Origin of the sequence: Stutzerimonas stutzeri, from assembly GCF_024448985.1 — a bacterium.
GTDB lineage: Bacteria > Pseudomonadota > Gammaproteobacteria > Pseudomonadales > Pseudomonadaceae > Stutzerimonas > Stutzerimonas stutzeri_AP.
The window spans coordinates 25582-41715 of the sequence record NZ_JAMOII010000019.1 but is presented as its reverse complement, the minus strand read 5'-3'; the positions used below and the strand labels follow the sequence as shown (position 1 = coordinate 41715).

Genomic DNA, 16134 nt, shown 5'->3' with positions numbered 1-16134 from the left:
GTCCCGCGTCTTGCCTGGCGTCATTTGGCGCGGCAACGCGGCTTACAGCGAAACGGCAACAGACCCTAGCGCCGTCGGCCTGGCTGACGGCGTACTCTCAATAATTACAAGGTAAGCCCAATGCGAGCCCTCGCCGCCCTCAGCCGCTTTGTCGGCAATACCTTCGCCCTCTGGGTCCTGCTGTTCGCCGTTCTTGCCTTCTTCCTGCCCAACTGGTTTCTGCCTGCCACTGCCTGGATCGTTCCGCTGCTGGGGCTGATCATGTTTGGCATGGGGCTGATCATGTTTGGCATGGGGCTGACGTTGAAAGCGGCCGATTTCGCTGAAGTCGCGCGCCGCCCTCTTTGGGTGGCGCTGGGTGTCGGAGCGCAATTTCTGATCATGCCAGGCCTCGCCTGGCTGCTCTGTCAGTTGCTGAGCCTGCCCCCGGAGGTAGCCGTCGGTGTGATCCTAGTCGGTTGCTGTCCAGGCGGCACTGCTTCCAATGTGATTACTTGGTTTTCACGTGGTGACGTGGCGCTCTCGGTGGCGATCACGGCTGTCACCACGCTGCTCGCTCCAGTGGTGACACCGGCGTTGATCTGGCTGCTGGCCTCGGCCTGGCTACCGGTCAACTTCGGTGCGCTGTTCATATCCATCATCCAGATCGTACTGCTACCGATCGCCCTCGGCCTGATTGCCCGCCGCCTGCTGGGTAATCGCGTACATCATGCGATCGATGTACTGCCGCTGGTCTCGGTGGTCAGTATCGTGATCATCGTCGCCACCGTGGTTGCGGCCAGCCAGGCCAAGATTGCTGAATCGGGCCTGCTGATCATGGCGGTGGTGGTGCTGCACAACGGTCTGGGGCTTGGCTTCGGCTACTTTGTAGCACGCGTCTTCGGCCTGCCACTGGCGCAGCGCAAGACGCTTTCGATCGAGGTCGACATGCAGAACTCCGGCCTCGGTGCGGCCCTGGCCAGTGCGCACTTTTCGCCCTTGGCGGCGGTCCCCAGCGCGTTGTTCAGCGTCTGGCACAACCTCTCCGGCGCGCTGCTGGCGACTGTCTACCGTCGGATGAAGGAGAAGGAGCGGCAAGCCAGCTAATCGCAAGCTCCTTTGGTCCGGGCCACTTGCCCAGGCCGTTTGCTTGTGCACAATAGCGCCTGCTGAGGACGACCTCAGGCTGTACAGACGCATCGGGGACGGCCCCACCCACATTACCGTCCCGTAGAGGTGCACATGTCCTGGATCATTCTGTTTCTCGCCGGTCTGTTCGAGATTGGCTGGGCCGTTGGCCTGAAGTACACCGATGGGTTTACCCGCCCGCTTCCCACCGTGCTCACTGTCGCCGCGATGCTTGCCAGCCTTGGATTGCTGGGGCTGGCGATGAAGGAGCTGCCGCTTGGCACGGCCTACGCCATCTGGACTGGCGTAGGCGCGGTAGGCACCGTGATTGCCGGCATCATCCTGTTCGGCGAGTCGATGAGTCTGGTTCGCCTGGGCAGCGTACTGCTGATCTGTACCGGCTTGCTGGGCTTGAAGCTCAGCCATTAACAGATCTTTTCACGTCCGTTAGACACCGAGACAGCCGGCCGAACGCCTGCTGCCTCGCTCGTCAGCCGTGCAGCGCCGGCTCGCGATAATGCCTCGCGCACGCCGCACCGTCAGCGCGGAACAGGTGGCACTTGTTGGCCAACAGCCCGGTGGCATAAGGCTGGCCGACTGCAACCCGGCGATTACCATCGCTGGCCACCGCAACCATTTCCTCCACGCCTTCGAAGTTCAGGTGCAGCAGGTTGTGGTCACCAAGCCGCTCGGCCACTGCAATCTCGCCGTTGAAGACGAAATCCGCCTGCTCGGCATCGACAAAATGCTCAGGCCGAACGCCGAGCGACAATGCATCGCCCGGGTTGATCAGCGTGCCATCCACCGGCACCCGCAATGTGCTGCCGCCCGGCATCGTTACCTCTACCGACTCGGCATCCGCGCGCACCGCGCGTACGGGCAGGAAGTTCATTTGCGGCGAGCCGATGAAGCCAGCGACGAACTGGTTTTTCGGATAGTGATACAGCTCCAGCGGTGGACCGACCTGGGCGATGCGCCCGGCATTGAGCACGACGATCTTGTCGGCCAGGGTCATGGCTTCGACCTGATCGTGGGTCACGTAAATCATCGTTGCCTTGAGACGCTGGTGCAGGCGCGATATTTCGATGCGCATCTGCACCCGCAGGAAGGCATCGAGATTCGATAGCGGCTCGTCGAAGAGAAACACCTTGGGTTCGCGGACCATGGTGCGGCCGATGGCGACCCGCTGGCGCTGCCCACCGGACAGGTCCTTCGGCTTGCGATCGAGCAGTTTGTCGAGCTGCAGAATCTTCGCCACCGATTCCACACGGCGCTTTATCTCGGTCTTGTCGACCTTCGCCAGTTTCAGGCCGAACGCCATGTTTTCGGCGACGTTCATGTGCGGATAGAGCGCATAGGACTGGAACACCATCCCCACCGAGCGATCCATCGGCGGCAACTCGTTGACCCGCTCGCCGTCGATCTGCAGCTCGCCGTCGGTGATGTCCTCAAGACCGGCAATCAGCCGCAGCAGAGTCGACTTGCCGCAGCCGGACGGGCCGACGAACACCACGAATTCCCCATCGGCGATATCCAGATCGATACCGCAGGTGATGGGGACGTCTTCATAGCTCTTGCAGATATTGCGCAGGGTTACGCTGGCCATTCTTGTTGTTCTCCTTCAAACAGACGCCGCGACGAATCGCGGCGAGCGGCAGGCCGGGAGGAACGAAACAGGCGCCTCGTTTCTCCCGGTCGGCTCATGCGAGCCGGCGCGCGAATCCGAATCCATGCGCGGGCAAGTGTACGCCTTGGCCGTCGAAAACGGCCGTCGCGGAGGGCACGTCCAGCCCTTCGACCGGCGCCGCCAGCTCGAAGTGCCGCGCACTGTCGCCCATATTGAACAGGCAAACCCAGACCTCATCATCCAGACGGCGCTCGTAGACCAGCAGCGCATCGTCGTGGTGGATGGTGCGCATGCTGCCTTCAATCAGCAAGCGCTGATCCTGGCGCCAGGCGAGGAAGCGGCGATAGATGTTGAGCATGGAATTCGGGTCTGGCTCCTGGGCGGCCACCGACAACGGCAGGTGTTTGTCGGCCAGCGGCAACCAGGGCTGTTCCCGGCTGAAGCCACCGTGCTGGTCCTGATCGTGCCAGGGCATCGGCGTGCGGCAACCGTCACGCCCCTTGAATTCGGGCCAGAAGCGGATGCCGTAGGGATCGACCAGCTGCTCGAATTGCAGCTCGGCCTCGTCCAGGCCCAGTTCTTCGCCCTGATACAGGCACACGCTGCCACGCATCGACAGCAGCATCGCCATGAACATCCGCCCGCGCGCATGATCCGGCTGGCTGGCCAGTGCCCAGCGGCTCATCACCCGTACCACATCGTGGTTACCGATCGACCAGCACGGCCAGCCGTCTACCAGCTCGCGCTCGACACTATCGATGGTGTGGCGCAGAAAGCCCGGGCTGCATTGCTCGGTGAGCAGATCGAAGGAATAGGCCATGTGCAGCGTGTCGCTGCCACCGGTATAGGCCGCCATGGTGCTCAGGGAGTCATCACAACCGATTTCGGCCACGGTGGCGCTGCCTGGATAGCGCTCGAGCAGTTGCCGAATGCGGCGCAGGAAGCCCAGGTTTTCCGGCTGGGTCTTGTCGTACATATGCTTCTGGTAAGCATAGGGGTTATCGACGCGCACGCCGATGCTGCCCTCGCGCACGTCATGGTTCGGCGGGTTGTCGCGCAACTCGCGGTCGTGGAAATAGAAGTTCGCCGCGTCCAGACGGAAGCCGTCGACGCCCAGCTTCAGCCAGAACTCCATGTCTTCCAGCAGCTGCTGCTGGACTTCTTCACAGTGGAAGTTCAGGTCCGGCTGGCTGGAAAGGAAGTTGTGCAGATAGTACTGCTTGCGCCGGCTATCCCAGGTCCAGGCAGCGCCACCGAACACCGACAGCCAGTTATTGGGCACGGTGCCGTCGTCTTTCGCGTCAGCCCACACGTACCAGTCGGCCTTGGGATTGTCGCGACTGGAGCGGCTTTCCTTGAACCAGGCGTGCTGGTCCGAGGAATGGTTGAGGACCTGATCGATCAGGATGCGAATGCCGCGCGAATGGGCGACCTCGATGACCTGTTTGAAGTCTTCCAGCGTGCCGAACAGCGGGTCCACGCCGCGGTAATCGGACACGTCATAACCGAAGTCCTTCATTGGCGACGTGAAGAACGGTGACAGCCAGATGGCGTCGACGTTGAGGCTGGCGATGTAGTCGATTTTCTCCACCACACCGAGCAGATCGCCGACCCCGTCACCGTTGCTGTCGAAAAAGCTGCGCGGGTAAACCTGATAAATGACGCCGCCGCGCCACCAGTCATTGCGATTCATACAACCAACCTTCGATGTTTGGGGGAACACGCCGCCACTCTAGGTGCGTCAACCCGCCGCAACATCCTCCCGTGCATTGATTGTCGAGGCGTATGACCCGGGCGTAGAGACGCTTCGTAAAGGGGGCGTAGTACTCGTCACGATCGATCGAATCAGCGCTCCGAATATTTCGTCATAAAACCGTCGACAAACAAGCGAATCGACACTTATCTGTCACGAGCGGCTTATAGGATCAGTGCAGTTCCAGGACTGACCCCGTAGTAGCTGCCGCGCCCAGCACTCCCTGCGCCGCCGCACCAGCCAGGAGCGACACGCATCCCCAAACCCATGGAGAGACGAAATGTTCAAGTGCAAGCCCCTCGCAGCCGCCATCATCGCGATCCTCGCCACCCAGGCTTATGCCGCCGAAAACAGCGCAGAGCAAAACCAGTCGGGTGCCGACAACATCGCGGAGGTGACCCAGACTGGCGGCCAAGACAACCTGTCTTATCAATCGCAGATCGGCGCGAACAATGATGGAACGGTCACACAGGACCAGGCGACGATGTCGGATGCCGTCCAGACCCAAACAGGCGACCTGAACTTCGCCGACATCGTGCAGAACTCCACCGACCAGAGCGAAGCGGTCCAGTTGCAGACCGGGGACAACCACGACGCGAGCATTGTCCAGACCAACACCTTTGGTGCCAGCGCACGTCAGTACCAGGAAGGGAGCTTTAACACCGCAATCACCGAGCAGACCTCCGCCAATCTGAGCACAGCCGTGACCGAGCAGGACGGTAACGACAACTTCGCCGAAACCATCCAGAGCAACACTGAATCGAGCCTGTCCGAGCAGCTGCAAATCGGCAACGGCAACGTCTCGCTGGTGTGGCAGGAGGGCGGCGCCCGCAATGACGGCTTCGTCGATCAGCAAGGCAATGGCAACGATGCGACCGTGTATCAGGTGAATGCCTTCGACTCTAGCGCTGAGGTCGTCCAACAAGGCGATATGCAGACCGCATCGGTGATGCAGGAAGGCTCGGAACATAGCGCCAGCGTTCAATCGCAAGGTCTGATGAACGAGGCCTACATCGACCAGAGCGGCTCGCTGCAAACTGCCTCGATCTACCAGGACGGTACATCGAACAGCGCCGACATTTTCCAGGCTGGCGACAGCAACAACGCCAGCACCGAGCAGACCGGCGAAAACAACTACATGACCGTCGACCAGCTCGATGGCAGCTTCCAGACTGCCTCGCTGCAGCAAACCGGCCAGTACAACGAGGCTTATCTCACTCAGCAAGGCACGGATCACCTGATCGACTTCGCTCAGGACGGTTCCGACAACTTGCTCACCGCTGAGCAACGCGGCAGTGGCAACGAGCTGAACGGTTCGAGCTATGGCGATAACAACCGCGTGGACGTGCTGCAGGACGGCGACCTCAACGTGGCCGATATCCAGCAGATCTACGGTTCGGACAACGAGGTCAGCCTGATGCAGACCGGCGAAGGTCATCTGGCTCAAGTACTGCAAGGCGGCACCGCCAATCAGGCGATTCTCGATCAGAGCGGCATGGGTAACTCTGCGATCGTGTCGCAGATGGGCTCGGGCAATATGGCCATCGTGACCCAGCAGTAAGGCGGTACCGGGCAGCCATCCACGCAAATGGCTGCCCTTTTCTCTTTCCTAGCGGCTGCGCGCCGGATTACCGACCACGGTCGTCCCCGCCGCTACGTCTCGAGTCACCACGCTGCCCGCCCCGATCAAGGCATCATCGCCGATGGTCACGCCCGGCAGGATGATCGCGCCGCCGCCGATCCACACGTTTTGCCCGATGATCACCGGACGCCCAAACTCCAAGCCGCTGCGGCGTTGCTCGGCACCGCGCGGATGATCTGCCGAGTAGATTTGCACGGCCGGCCCGATCTGCGTGCCGGCGCCGATACGCACCTCGACCACATCCAGAATCACGCAGTTGAAATTCAGAAATACCCCTTCGCCCAAATGAATGTTGTAGCCGTAATCGCAGTGAAACGGCGGCCGTATCACCGCCCCTTCGCCGACGCTGCCAAACAGCTCGCCCAGCATGGCCCGACGAACTGAGGCGGTTTCGCCGAGTGCGGCGTTGTAACGCACCATCCAGGCTTTGGCCGCGGCCTGGTCAGCTTGCAGCTCCGCATCGCCCGGCTGATACAACTCGCCAGCGAGCATCTTCTGTTTTTCGGTCATGGGCATGGTCGAGCTCCAACGATGGGAAGGTATGCATCCGTCCCTGGACCGGACGGATGCGCAATCGCTCGCAACGAGGCCTGCGCTAGGGTCTGTTGCCGTTTCGTCGCGAGCCGCGTTGCTGCGCCAAATGGCGCCAGGCCGGGCGGCGTTCCGCAAGGCGCGGGACGCAGAATGGCCTGGCCGGCCGCGTCGTTCCCCAGCCAAGTCCCGCAACGCCGCATGGCGCCACTTGCCGCGCAATCCTTCGGGCGGGGCCTGTTTTTGCGCGATGCGGCGTTTCTCATCGCTCAAGTGGAATAGCCAAACTCCACTCCTCGTGCAATCTCCATGGATGGAGTGAATGCCGCAAGCCCGCCGGGAGCGGGCGCGGCCATGTCTCGCGCAAAAACAGGCTCCGGCGCGGCCGCGTACGAAACGGCAACAGACCCTAATCGCCCTGGATTTTGCTCAGCAGACTGCGCGCCAGCTGCACGGCCTCGTTACGGTGGGTGATGTTGAGTTTCTGGTAGAGGCTGCGGATGTGCGTCTTGATGGTGGTCGGCGCCACGTTGAGATGTTCGGCGATCTGCTCGTTGGACTGCCCGGCGTGGATAAGGCTCAGCACCTGCCATTCGCGGCGGGTCAGCGGCGAATGACGGATCAGTTCAGGCACGTCCGGGCGATTGATGATGTCCTGAATCACCGCCTCGTCGAGCGTGATGCGGATCGCCCGGCTGAAATCGCGCTGCTGCTGGGCGAGTTGGATCAACCGGTCCGCGCGCTGGGCTTCGAGCTCATCGAGCTGGCGCTCGTGTTGCAACGCCTTGAGCATGGCGATGATCAGCTTGCCGATGCGCAGGAAGCTACCGATGGCTCCGGTGCTGCTGGCCAGTGTCAACGCTTGCTGCAGATGATCCAGCGCCTGCTGACGCTCCTCGCGCAGCCAGTGCAGCTGGGCCAGCAGGATGTGATTGCGGTTCAGGTCCATGACCAGACCGTGCTGTTCGGCATCGACCTGCAGCTGCCTGAGTATCGGCAGCGCCCTGTCCGGCTGCTTCAGTGACAGGTAGGCACGCGCGTGGTTGCGACCGTTGTACTGGGCGAAGTGATTGAGCCCGCGCTGTAGCGCCGGTGCGGTGAGCAACCATTGCTGGATGGCGGTTTTGTCCTGGGTCGAATCCCAGTAGCTGAGCATCACCGCGTGCGCGTTGGCCAGCCAGTCGATGTGGTAGTTGTCGTTGGCGAGCATGCTCTGAATCTTGCCGATGTAATCGGCGCACGCGCTCTGCTGGCCGCGCGCATGAGCAACGCCGGCCAGCAGCGCATAACACTGCATGAGCCAACGGTCACCGACGTCTTCGAGGATTTGGATACCCTGCAGGGCGCACTGCTCCGCCGCGTCCAGATGATGCCATTCGAGCAACACCTGGCCGCGCACGCGGTAGATGAATTCCATGATCGGCGTGGCCTGGAGTTCGGCCTGCTCGACGTACTGGATCGCTCGTTCCTGCAGCGAATAGGCCTTCTGCAGATAGCCCTGGGCGATGGCGATCTCCGAGAGCTGACCGAGGTTCCACACCACCAGATGCGAGGCCCGAATTTCCCGCGCACGGCGTTCGGCTTCTTCGTACTGTTTTTGCGCCTGGGGTAGCAGCCCCTGAACGAAATGCGCCTCGGCCAGGCCCGACAGCGCCGCCACCTTGGACGTGCGCATGATCAACGGCTCGCACGCCAGCGCTTCACGGGCCAGGGCGATGGCCTGTTGCTCATCGCCACGGTTCATCGCCACCTGCGCACGCACGGCATTGAATTCGCCAACGATGCGCGCCCAGTCTTCTTCCGTGCAGCTGTGTTGCAAGGTCTGCTCGCCGGCCTTGAACCAGCGTTCGACCTGATCGAACTGATATGAATTCTGCGACACCCAGGCCTGTAGCAATGTGAACAAGGGCGAGCCGGCGATGACCTGCTCCGGCAGGGTTTCCAGGCACTGCTGAAGCAGCCCCAACCGCCCCAGGCGGTAGAACTGCCGGCCATGGCGTTCCAGCACCTCGCCAACCCGCACAGGACAACCGGCCTGTACCGCATGGCGCGCCGCCTCTTCCGGCAGGCTCTCGGCCATCAGCGCTTCGGCAGCGCGCAAATGCAGCTCCGACATGCGCTGCGGCTGGTGAGTGCGCAATTCGCCCTGGAGGAAGGTCGCGAATAGCGGGTGATAGGCGTACCACTGCCGCAGACCATCCTGCGGCAGCAAGAACAGGCCGCCGCGGTCCAACTGCTCGAGCATGTCCCGGGCATTGTTGTTCTGAGTAAGGTGATTGGCCAAGGGCGCATTAAAGCGCTCCAGCAGGCAGGTGGCCTGGAGAAAATCGAGCGTCGACACGCCCAGTCGATCCATCACCTGCTCGCGCATGTAGTCACGAATATAGGGATGCCCGAGCTGCAGATTTTCCAGAAACAGGTCCATGCCGCGTCCGGTCTGCACTTCCTGTAGCGCCAGTTGCAGCGCGCAGGGCCAACCGCCGATGCGCCGATTGAGCCGCTCGACCTGCTCCCGGTTGACCGTCACCGGCAAGCCCAACCCAAGCAGCGCTTCTACCTCGTCGGTCTCGAACGCAAGATGCTGCACATCCACGATGAGCAGCTGATGTTTCACCCGCAGATCGGCCACGCCCAGTTCGGGCAGACCGCGGCTGCACACCAGCAGCGTTATCCACGCCGGCATGTTGCGCAGAAAGAATCGCAGGGCTGCGATGACTTCGGCGTTGTGCAGCACTTCGAAGTCGTCCAGCACCAGCAGCAAGGGCTCATGCTCGCCCGGCAGTTCAGCCAGCAGGTGCGTGAGCAGGGTGTCGAAGACTTCCCTGCCCTGCTCGGCCAACAGCAGGCTGCGCGGGCAGCCGTGTTCCAGCTGCGCATCGAACACGTGCAGCAGATAACGGCCGAGCTGCAGCGGATCGTTGTCGCCGGGGTGCAGCTGCAGCCAGGCGACGCGTCCATCGAAGCTGCCCGCCCACTGACAGGCCAGGGTGGTTTTGCCGAACCCGCTGGGCGCCTGCAACACCGCCAGACGCACCTCGCCCAGGCGCTGCAACCACTCATCCAGCCTTGGCCGCACCAGCAGCCCGCGCGGCATCGGCGGCATCTTCATTTTTGCGGGTATCAGTGGCAGCGGAGCAGGCATTGCGGCGTTCATATCGTCTCCCTCGATTCCGTTCACTGTTGCGCGCTTAAACGGAACGGATCCTAACCCTTCACTCCGCCTGCCGTCAGCCCACCAACGATCCACTTCTGGCAATAAAGGAATACTGCAGTGATCGGCAGCCCGGACAGCACGGCCGCTGCGGCGAAGTCGCCCCATAGGTAGTTCTGCGGATACAGATACTGCTGCGCACCAACGGCCAGGGTCAGCTTGTCCACATCCATCAGCAGCACCGAGGCGATCGGGTATTCGGTCACGCTGGTGATGAACGAGAGGATGAACACCACCGCGAGAATCGGCACGCTCATAGGCAGAAGGATATGGAAGAACGCCTGCCAGGTCGTCGCGCCATCCACGATGGCCGCCTCTTCCAGCGAGCCATCGATGCTTTCGAAGTAACCCTTGATGGTCCAGATGTGCAGCGCCATGCCGCCCAGCGAAGCGACGATCACCGCGCCGTGGCTATTCACCCCGAGCCAGCTGACGTGCTGGCCGAGCTGATCGAACAACGCATAAATGGCCACCAGCGACAGTACCGGCGGAAACATCTGGAAAATCAACATGCCCTTGAGAATCGGCGCCTTGCCGCTGAAGCGCATGCGGGCAAAAGCATAGGCACTGGTAGTCGAGAGCATGAGGATCAGCACCGAGCTGATCAGCGCGATTTTCACCGAATTCCACAGCCACAACAGCACAGGGAACGGCGGGTTGGTCACCGTACCGTCTGCGTGTGTGTAGGGGATGCCCAGCGCCAGTGACCAATGCTCGAGCGTCGGGTTGTCCGGAAACAGGCTGCCGGTGGCGAAGTTGCCTTCACGGAACGAGATCGACACCACCATCAGCAGCGGGAACACGATCAGCGCGATAAAGCCGAGCAACGCAGCGTGCGTCAGCCAGAGGCGGTACTTGACGGATTTAGGTTGAACCATGGCCATGTCCGGGTCTCCTTAAAGTTTGCGAAAACTGCGAGCGCCGTCGCGAGGTTGTCTCGACGAGTTCGCGGCAAGGCGCGTTACGCAAAAAACGGGGGAGTTTGGCAATTCCAAAAGACGCCGTTTTCTGCGTGGCGCAACGTCAGCAGCGGACACGTGGAGGCGGCTGCAGTAGGCGAGAGCGTTTTTGCGAACTTTCATACTTTCACTTTCGAGAGTTTCAGATTCAGCCAGGCCATGGCGCCGACAACGATGAAGATCATCGTGGCGATGGCTGCGGCCAAGGCAAAGTTCTGCCCCGAATCCTGGAAGGCGATGCGATAGGTGTAGCTGACCAGCAGGTCGGTGGTCCCGGCCGGCGTGGTCGCGCCGATGATGTCCGGCCCGCCACGCGTAAGCAGCGTGATCAGCACGAAATTGTTGAAATTGAAGGCGAAGCTCGCGATCAGCAGCGGTGCCAACGGCTTGATCAGTAGCGGCAGGGTGATCTTCAGCAAGTTGTCCAGCGGCGTTGCGCCATCCATCGCCGAGGCTTCGTAGAGATCGCGCGGAATTGCCTGCAGCAGCCCCATGCACAGCAGCAGCATGTAGGGGTAACCGAGCCAGGTGTTGACGATCAGGATCATGCTGCGCGCCAGTGCCGGGTCGCTGAACCAGTCCGGGCGGATGCCGAACAAGCTGTCGAGTAGTAGATTGATCTCACCGAAGTTCTGATTGAACAGCCCGCGGAACACCAGAATCGAGATGAATGCCGGTATCGCATACGGCAGGATCAGCATGACACGGTAGAACGGCTTGCCACGCACCATGTCCCATTGCAGCAGGTTCGCCAGAACCAAGCCCACAGCCAGCGTGAACACCACCGTCAGCGCAGCGAAGCACACCGTCCAAACGAATATCTGCAGAAAGGGCTCACGAATGCTCGGGTCGGTCAGTACCTTGGAGAAGTTTTCGAAACCGGCAAACACGGTGAAGCCCGGAGCCAGTGCCTTGCCGGCGCTGTCGACATAGAAACCGATATCTAGGTCTGGCGTCAGGCGCTCATCGGTCTGGTTGTTGATCAGCACACCGTCTTCGCCCTCGCGGTAGAGCGGCTCCACCGCCGCGACTTCGCGCAGGCCATAAAGACGCAGCAGATGTCCGTCTGGGCCGCGCATTACCCGCTGCTGCAATTGATCACGGCGCTGGATAACGTCGCGCAACGGCAGTGCCTCGCCAAGGTCGGTGACCTCTTCGGCCCGCTGCATCGCCAGCGGCTCCTCGGCATTCGGCTCGCCCGTCAGCGGCTCGCTGACGAACACACCCTGCTCACCTTTGTCGACTCGCAAACGCTCGCCGTCCGGGCTCGTGTGCAGGCTGAATCGGTAACGGTCGCCAGCGAGGAAGGTTTGATTCAGATGGTACTGCTGCACCTGTTCCTGGCTAAGCAAGTTGCTGCCACTGTAATTGGTGAAGCCGATACCCACCGTGTACAGCAACGGAAAGATGACGAACACCAGCATGCCCGCCACCGCCGGGTAGATGTAGCGGTGGGCATAGGTACGCCGGTTGATGAAGACGTAGCTGGCCAGCCCGGTAACGACCAGGCCGAGCAGCGCGAATGCCATTTGCCCCTGGGCATAGAGCGCCACGACTAGATACAGCGCGAAGGCATTGAAAGTGAGCCAGACCAGCCAGCGCAACCCGGCCTTCAGCGAGGGGTGAAGCGTCTTGGTACGGGTGTTCATGACAGGGCTAGGCAACTCAGCGAGGGCATTCACAACGGGGAACCTTTCTAACCTGAGAATAGATCACCGGCCGCGACATGCGGCCGGTGACGGTTTCATCGGGTGATGCGCTTGGCGGCATCGTCCAGAGCGGCGTCGACAGTCTGCCGACCCGAAGTGATGTTGGTGAGCGCAGCCGCCATGGAGGACCAGAAGGCGCCCATTTCCGGCACGTTCGGCATGGGCTCGCCCATTTGTGCGTTCTCGAACGTGGCCTTGATGTGCGGGTTGGACGACAGCTCTTCCATGTACGCCTGGTTCGCCACTGCACCCAGCGGTACGTCGGCGTTGACGGTCTTCAGGCCTTCGACGTCGAGCAGGTAGTTTTCCAGGAACTCGACCGCCAGATCCTTGTTCGGGCTGGCCGCATTGAGCGTCGCGGCAGTGACGCCGACGAAGGGCTTGCCGGGCTCGCCATTGATCGCCGGGATCGGCGCCACACCGAAGTCGATGCCGCTCTTCTCGATGTTGCTCCAGGCCCAGGGGCCGCTGATGATCATCGCCGAGTCGCCCTTGTTGAAGGCCGCTTCGGCGACGCTGTAATCAGCGCCCTTGGGCATCACACCCTTCTCGACCAGATCGCTGAGCACCTGGGCACCCTGCTTGGCGCCGGCGTTGTTGACGCCGGTGGATTTGACGTTGACGCCGCCATCGACCTTCTCGAACACGTAGCCGCCATTGGCAGCCAGCAGCGGCCAGGTGAAGTAGGTGTTGTTGTAGTCCCAAAGGATGGCGCGCTTGCCATCGGCAGCGAGCTTTTCATTGAGTGCGAAGACTTCATCGAAGGTCTTCGGCGGCGTATCGACCATCGCCTTGTTGTAGATCAGGCCGATGGTTTCCACCGAGATCGGGTAGCCCCAAAGTGCGTTGTCGTAGCTCACAGCATTCCAGGCGAAATCCGCGATCTCGCCCTTAGTCTCTTCACTCGGCGAAACCTTGGTGATCAAGCCGCTCTTGGCCCATTCGCCGATGCGGTCGTGCGCCCAGATGAAGATGTCAGGGCCGTTGCCGGTGGCGGCGGCCTGCTGGAACTTATCGGTGGCGCTGTCCGGATGCGCCACTTCGACCGGGATGCCGGTTTCGGCGGTGAACTTCTCGCCGACCTTCTCCAGCCCCTTATAGCCTTTGTCACCATTGATCCAGATGACCAGCTTGCCTTCTTCGATCGCCGCCATGGCCGGCAATGGCAGACTGAAGGTTGCAGCCAGGCCGACCGCGGCCATACCCCACAGCGTCTTGTTCATACTTTTTTCCTCGTGGCTTCTTATTGTTGATCCCACATGCTGCAGCCCAGTGGGCATTTGCACTGCCTGAATACTCGACCAGCCTCATCGGGCGCGCATCCTCCCCGGTGTAGTCAGCGAGGGCGTAGAGATGGGGCGTAGATGATCGGGCGACACCGTGAAAAATTCCGCCTGCAAAGCCCGCATTACGCCTGCACTTCGCTAGCAGCAGGGTGTTAAATGCAGCGAAAACAACAAAACGGATCGATACCATGCACTGCCGGACGTCTATTTGTCACCTAGCCTTTGGCCTCGCTCTTCCCGCTCAGCTCGTACTGGCCGAACCGACCCTCACCGCCCGCATCGGCGGCGAACCGCTGCATCTGCGCTGGAGTGAAATGCAGCCAGAGCGCTACAGCGCCGAGCTGGCACTGCCCGCCGGCAAGCTTGAACTAGGCGCACCCGGCGCCGACAACACGCAGCCGTTGGCGCTCTACCGCAAGCAGGCGCTGGGCAAAGACAGTGCGTTTCGCTTCGACGTTCCTGCGGCAGGCCGTTACCGCCTGATCGCCGATCTCGGTGACGATGCCAACCTGCGTCTGCTGCCGATCAAGGACGTCGAATCCCCGAAACCCGCCACCAGCTGCCCGGTCTGGGACGGCGGGCCTGTCACGGTCAACGTCGGCGATGTCTTCGCAGAAGGCGAACAGGTGCACGACGCCTACAGCGGCCAGGCGACTGAAGTCCGAGGCGGACGCGTCACGCTGACCCCCGCCGCTGGCAGCGACGGCCTGCTCCTGCTGGAAGCCGTCGAGGCCCCCGCGAATGCTGCTCACGACTGGCGCAACGCAACCGTCTATTTCGTCGTCACCGACCGCTTCGCCAATGGCGACCCGTCCAACGACAACAGCTACGGGCGCCAGCCGGATGGCAAGGAAGAAATCGGCACCTTTCACGGCGGCGACCTGAAAGGCCTGACCGGCAAGCTGGACTACCTCGCCGAGCTGGGCGTCAGTGCCGTCTGGATCACCGCGCCCTACGAGCAGATCCACGGCTGGGTCGGCGGCGGCGACAAGGGCGATTTCCGCCATTACGGTTATCACGGCTATTACGCGCTCGATTTCACCGAGCTGGATGCCAACATGGGCAGCGAGGCCGACCTGCGCGAGCTGATGACCGAGGCCCACGCGCGCGGCATTCGTGTGCTGTTCGACGTGGTGATGAACCACCCCGGCTATTCGACACTGGCCGACATGCAAGCCTTCAACTTCGGTGGGCTGCGTGACGGTATGGCGCAGTACCTGCCCGAACGCTGGTCCGACTGGCAGCCCGAGCCCTACGAGAACCTGCACGCCTACCACAACCTGGTCGACTACCAGCACCCGGACTGGGTCCGCTGGTGGGGCAAGGACTGGGTGCGTGCCGGCCTCGGCGATTACGAGCAGCCGCCAAGCGCGGTGGTCGATCCGGTCAAGGGCTCGCTGAGCTTTCTGCCTGACTTCAGGACCGAGAGCGATCAACCCGTCGGCCTGCCCGCGTTCCTGCAGCACAAGCAACCGACCGGCGCGGTGGCGCGCGCGGATTATCGGGTGCGCGATTACCTGATCGAATGGCTCACCGACTGGGTGCGTGAGTACGGCGTCGACGGCTTTCGCGCCGATACGGTGAAGCATGTCGAACCCCACGCCTGGGCCGAACTGCGCAAGGCCGCCGACCGCGCCCGTGCCGAATGGTCGGCCGCGAACCCGGACGACCCTTTCGCCGGCACGCCGTTCTGGATGGTCGGCGAGGTATTCGGCCACGGGCCGGAGACCAGCCTGTACCGCGACAACGGCTTCGATGCGCTGATCAACTTCGCCTTCCAGACCGAGGCGGCACCAGCAGCCAGCGAATGCCTGGCCAAGGCCGAGCCGAGCTATGCCGATTACGCCAGGCTGCTGGCCGAGCACCCCGAGCACAATTTCATGAGTTACGCCTCTTCGCACGACACGGCGCTGTTCTTTCAGCAAACCGGCGAAAGCCTGGCCAAGCAGCGCGGTCTGGCCAACGCCTTGCTGCTGGCTCCCGGCGCGGTGCAGATCTTCTATGGCGACGAGTCGGCCAGGCCGTTCGGTCCGACGGGTTCGGACCCTTTCCAAGGCACGCGCTCGCCGATGAACTGGACGGAGCAATCGCAGCCGGAAATCAGCGAGCTGCTTCGTCATTGGCGCACGCTCGGCCAGTTTCGCGCGCGCCATCCGGCTATCGGCGCCGGGCGGCACGAGCGGCTGTCCACCGCGCCTTACGCGTTTTCAAGAATCGCCGGGGACGACCGTGTCATCGTCGTGCAAGCCGGAGCTTCGGCCGCCCCCTGACCTGGTCGCGAACCTCGCCCATCCGCCCTACACCGGAAA

General features: G+C 62.0%; 11 protein-coding genes. 4 read left to right on the top strand and 7 right to left on the bottom strand.

The features are described from left to right. The first annotated feature begins 120 nt into the window (after positions 1–120). A complete protein-coding gene (locus NA647_RS16570; protein WP_256058699.1) occupies positions 121–1086 on the top strand; it encodes a bile acid:sodium symporter family protein in 966 nt (321 codons plus the stop codon). A 135-nt stretch (positions 1087–1221) separates the two neighbouring features. Then, positions 1222–1536 carry a quaternary ammonium compound efflux SMR transporter SugE gene (sugE, locus tag NA647_RS16565; RefSeq protein ID WP_256058698.1) on the top strand — a complete coding sequence of 105 codons (315 nt, stop codon included), beginning with the start codon at positions 1222–1224 and terminating at the stop codon, positions 1534–1536. A 61-nt stretch (positions 1537–1597) separates the two neighbouring features. Here sugE and malK read toward each other — a convergent pair whose 3' ends face one another. Together malK and NA647_RS16555 are read right to left on the bottom strand one after the other, a co-directional pair. Further along, the gene (gene malK / locus NA647_RS16560; RefSeq protein WP_256058697.1) at positions 1598–2713 is read right to left on the bottom strand and encodes a maltose/maltodextrin ABC transporter ATP-binding protein MalK; all 1116 of its coding nucleotides are present in this window, start codon (positions 2711–2713) and stop codon (positions 1598–1600) included. A 94-nt stretch (positions 2714–2807) separates the two neighbouring features. Further along, positions 2808–4427, bottom strand: a complete 1620-nt coding sequence (locus tag NA647_RS16555) for an alpha-glucosidase (RefSeq protein ID WP_256058696.1) — start codon at positions 4425–4427, stop codon at positions 2808–2810. Between the two features lie 340 nt (positions 4428–4767). Between NA647_RS16555 and NA647_RS16550 the strand changes: the two genes are divergently transcribed. Beyond that, entirely contained in the window at positions 4768–6048 is a 1281-nt protein-coding gene (locus NA647_RS16550; RefSeq protein ID WP_256058695.1) for a hypothetical protein, read from the top strand. Between the two features lie 48 nt (positions 6049–6096). Here NA647_RS16550 and NA647_RS16545 read toward each other — a convergent pair whose 3' ends face one another. From NA647_RS16545 to malE, 5 genes are all read right to left on the bottom strand, one after another. Then, positions 6097–6645 carry a sugar O-acetyltransferase gene (locus tag NA647_RS16545; RefSeq protein WP_256058694.1) on the bottom strand — a complete coding sequence of 183 codons (549 nt, stop codon included), beginning with the start codon at positions 6643–6645 and terminating at the stop codon, positions 6097–6099. Between the two features lie 424 nt (positions 6646–7069). Next, a complete protein-coding gene (malT, locus tag NA647_RS16540; RefSeq protein WP_256058693.1) occupies positions 7070–9814 on the bottom strand; it encodes an HTH-type transcriptional regulator MalT in 2745 nt (914 codons plus the stop codon). 50 nt (positions 9815–9864) lie between these two features. Beyond that, on the bottom strand, positions 9865–10755 hold the full coding sequence (gene malG, locus NA647_RS16535) for a maltose ABC transporter permease MalG (protein ID WP_181101230.1): 891 nt from the start codon (positions 10753–10755) through the stop codon (positions 9865–9867). A gap of 194 nt (positions 10756–10949) precedes the next feature. Further along, positions 10950–12512: a maltose ABC transporter permease MalF gene (gene malF / locus NA647_RS16530; protein ID WP_256058692.1), complete on the bottom strand. Its 1563-nt coding sequence runs from the start codon at positions 12510–12512 to the stop codon at positions 10950–10952. A gap of 62 nt (positions 12513–12574) precedes the next feature. After that, a complete protein-coding gene (gene malE / locus NA647_RS16525) occupies positions 12575–13762 on the bottom strand; it encodes a maltose/maltodextrin ABC transporter substrate-binding protein MalE (RefSeq protein ID WP_256058691.1) in 1188 nt (395 codons plus the stop codon). Positions 13763–14013: 251 nt separating this feature from the next. Here malE and NA647_RS16520 point away from each other — a divergent pair, with 251 nt between their 5' ends. Beyond that, on the top strand, positions 14014–16095 hold the full coding sequence (locus NA647_RS16520; RefSeq protein ID WP_256058690.1) for an alpha-amylase: 2082 nt from the start codon (positions 14014–14016) through the stop codon (positions 16093–16095). The last annotated feature ends 39 nt before the right edge of the window (positions 16096–16134 follow it).

Excerpts from the sequence above, each read along its gene's own strand:
- NA647_RS16570 (WP_256058699.1), top strand. The coding sequence starts at position 121 with ATGCGAGCCCTCGCCGCCCTCAGCCGCTTTGTCGGCAATACCTTCGCC.
- sugE (WP_256058698.1), top strand. The coding sequence starts at position 1,222 with ATGTCCTGGATCATTCTGTTTCTCGCCGGTCTGTTCGAGATTGGCTGG.
- malK (WP_256058697.1), bottom strand. The coding sequence starts at position 2,713 with ATGGCCAGCGTAACCCTGCGCAATATCTGCAAGAGCTATGAAGACGTC.
- NA647_RS16555 (WP_256058696.1), bottom strand. The coding sequence starts at position 4,427 with ATGAATCGCAATGACTGGTGGCGCGGCGGCGTCATTTATCAGGTTTAC.
- NA647_RS16550 (WP_256058695.1), top strand. The coding sequence starts at position 4,768 with ATGTTCAAGTGCAAGCCCCTCGCAGCCGCCATCATCGCGATCCTCGCC.
- NA647_RS16545 (WP_256058694.1), bottom strand. The coding sequence starts at position 6,645 with ATGCCCATGACCGAAAAACAGAAGATGCTCGCTGGCGAGTTGTATCAG.
- malT (WP_256058693.1), bottom strand. The coding sequence starts at position 9,814 with ATGAACGCCGCAATGCCTGCTCCGCTGCCACTGATACCCGCAAAAATG.
- malG (WP_181101230.1), bottom strand. The coding sequence starts at position 10,755 with ATGGCCATGGTTCAACCTAAATCCGTCAAGTACCGCCTCTGGCTGACG.
- malE (WP_256058691.1), bottom strand. The coding sequence starts at position 13,762 with ATGAACAAGACGCTGTGGGGTATGGCCGCGGTCGGCCTGGCTGCAACC.
- NA647_RS16520 (WP_256058690.1), top strand. The coding sequence starts at position 14,014 with ATGCACTGCCGGACGTCTATTTGTCACCTAGCCTTTGGCCTCGCTCTT.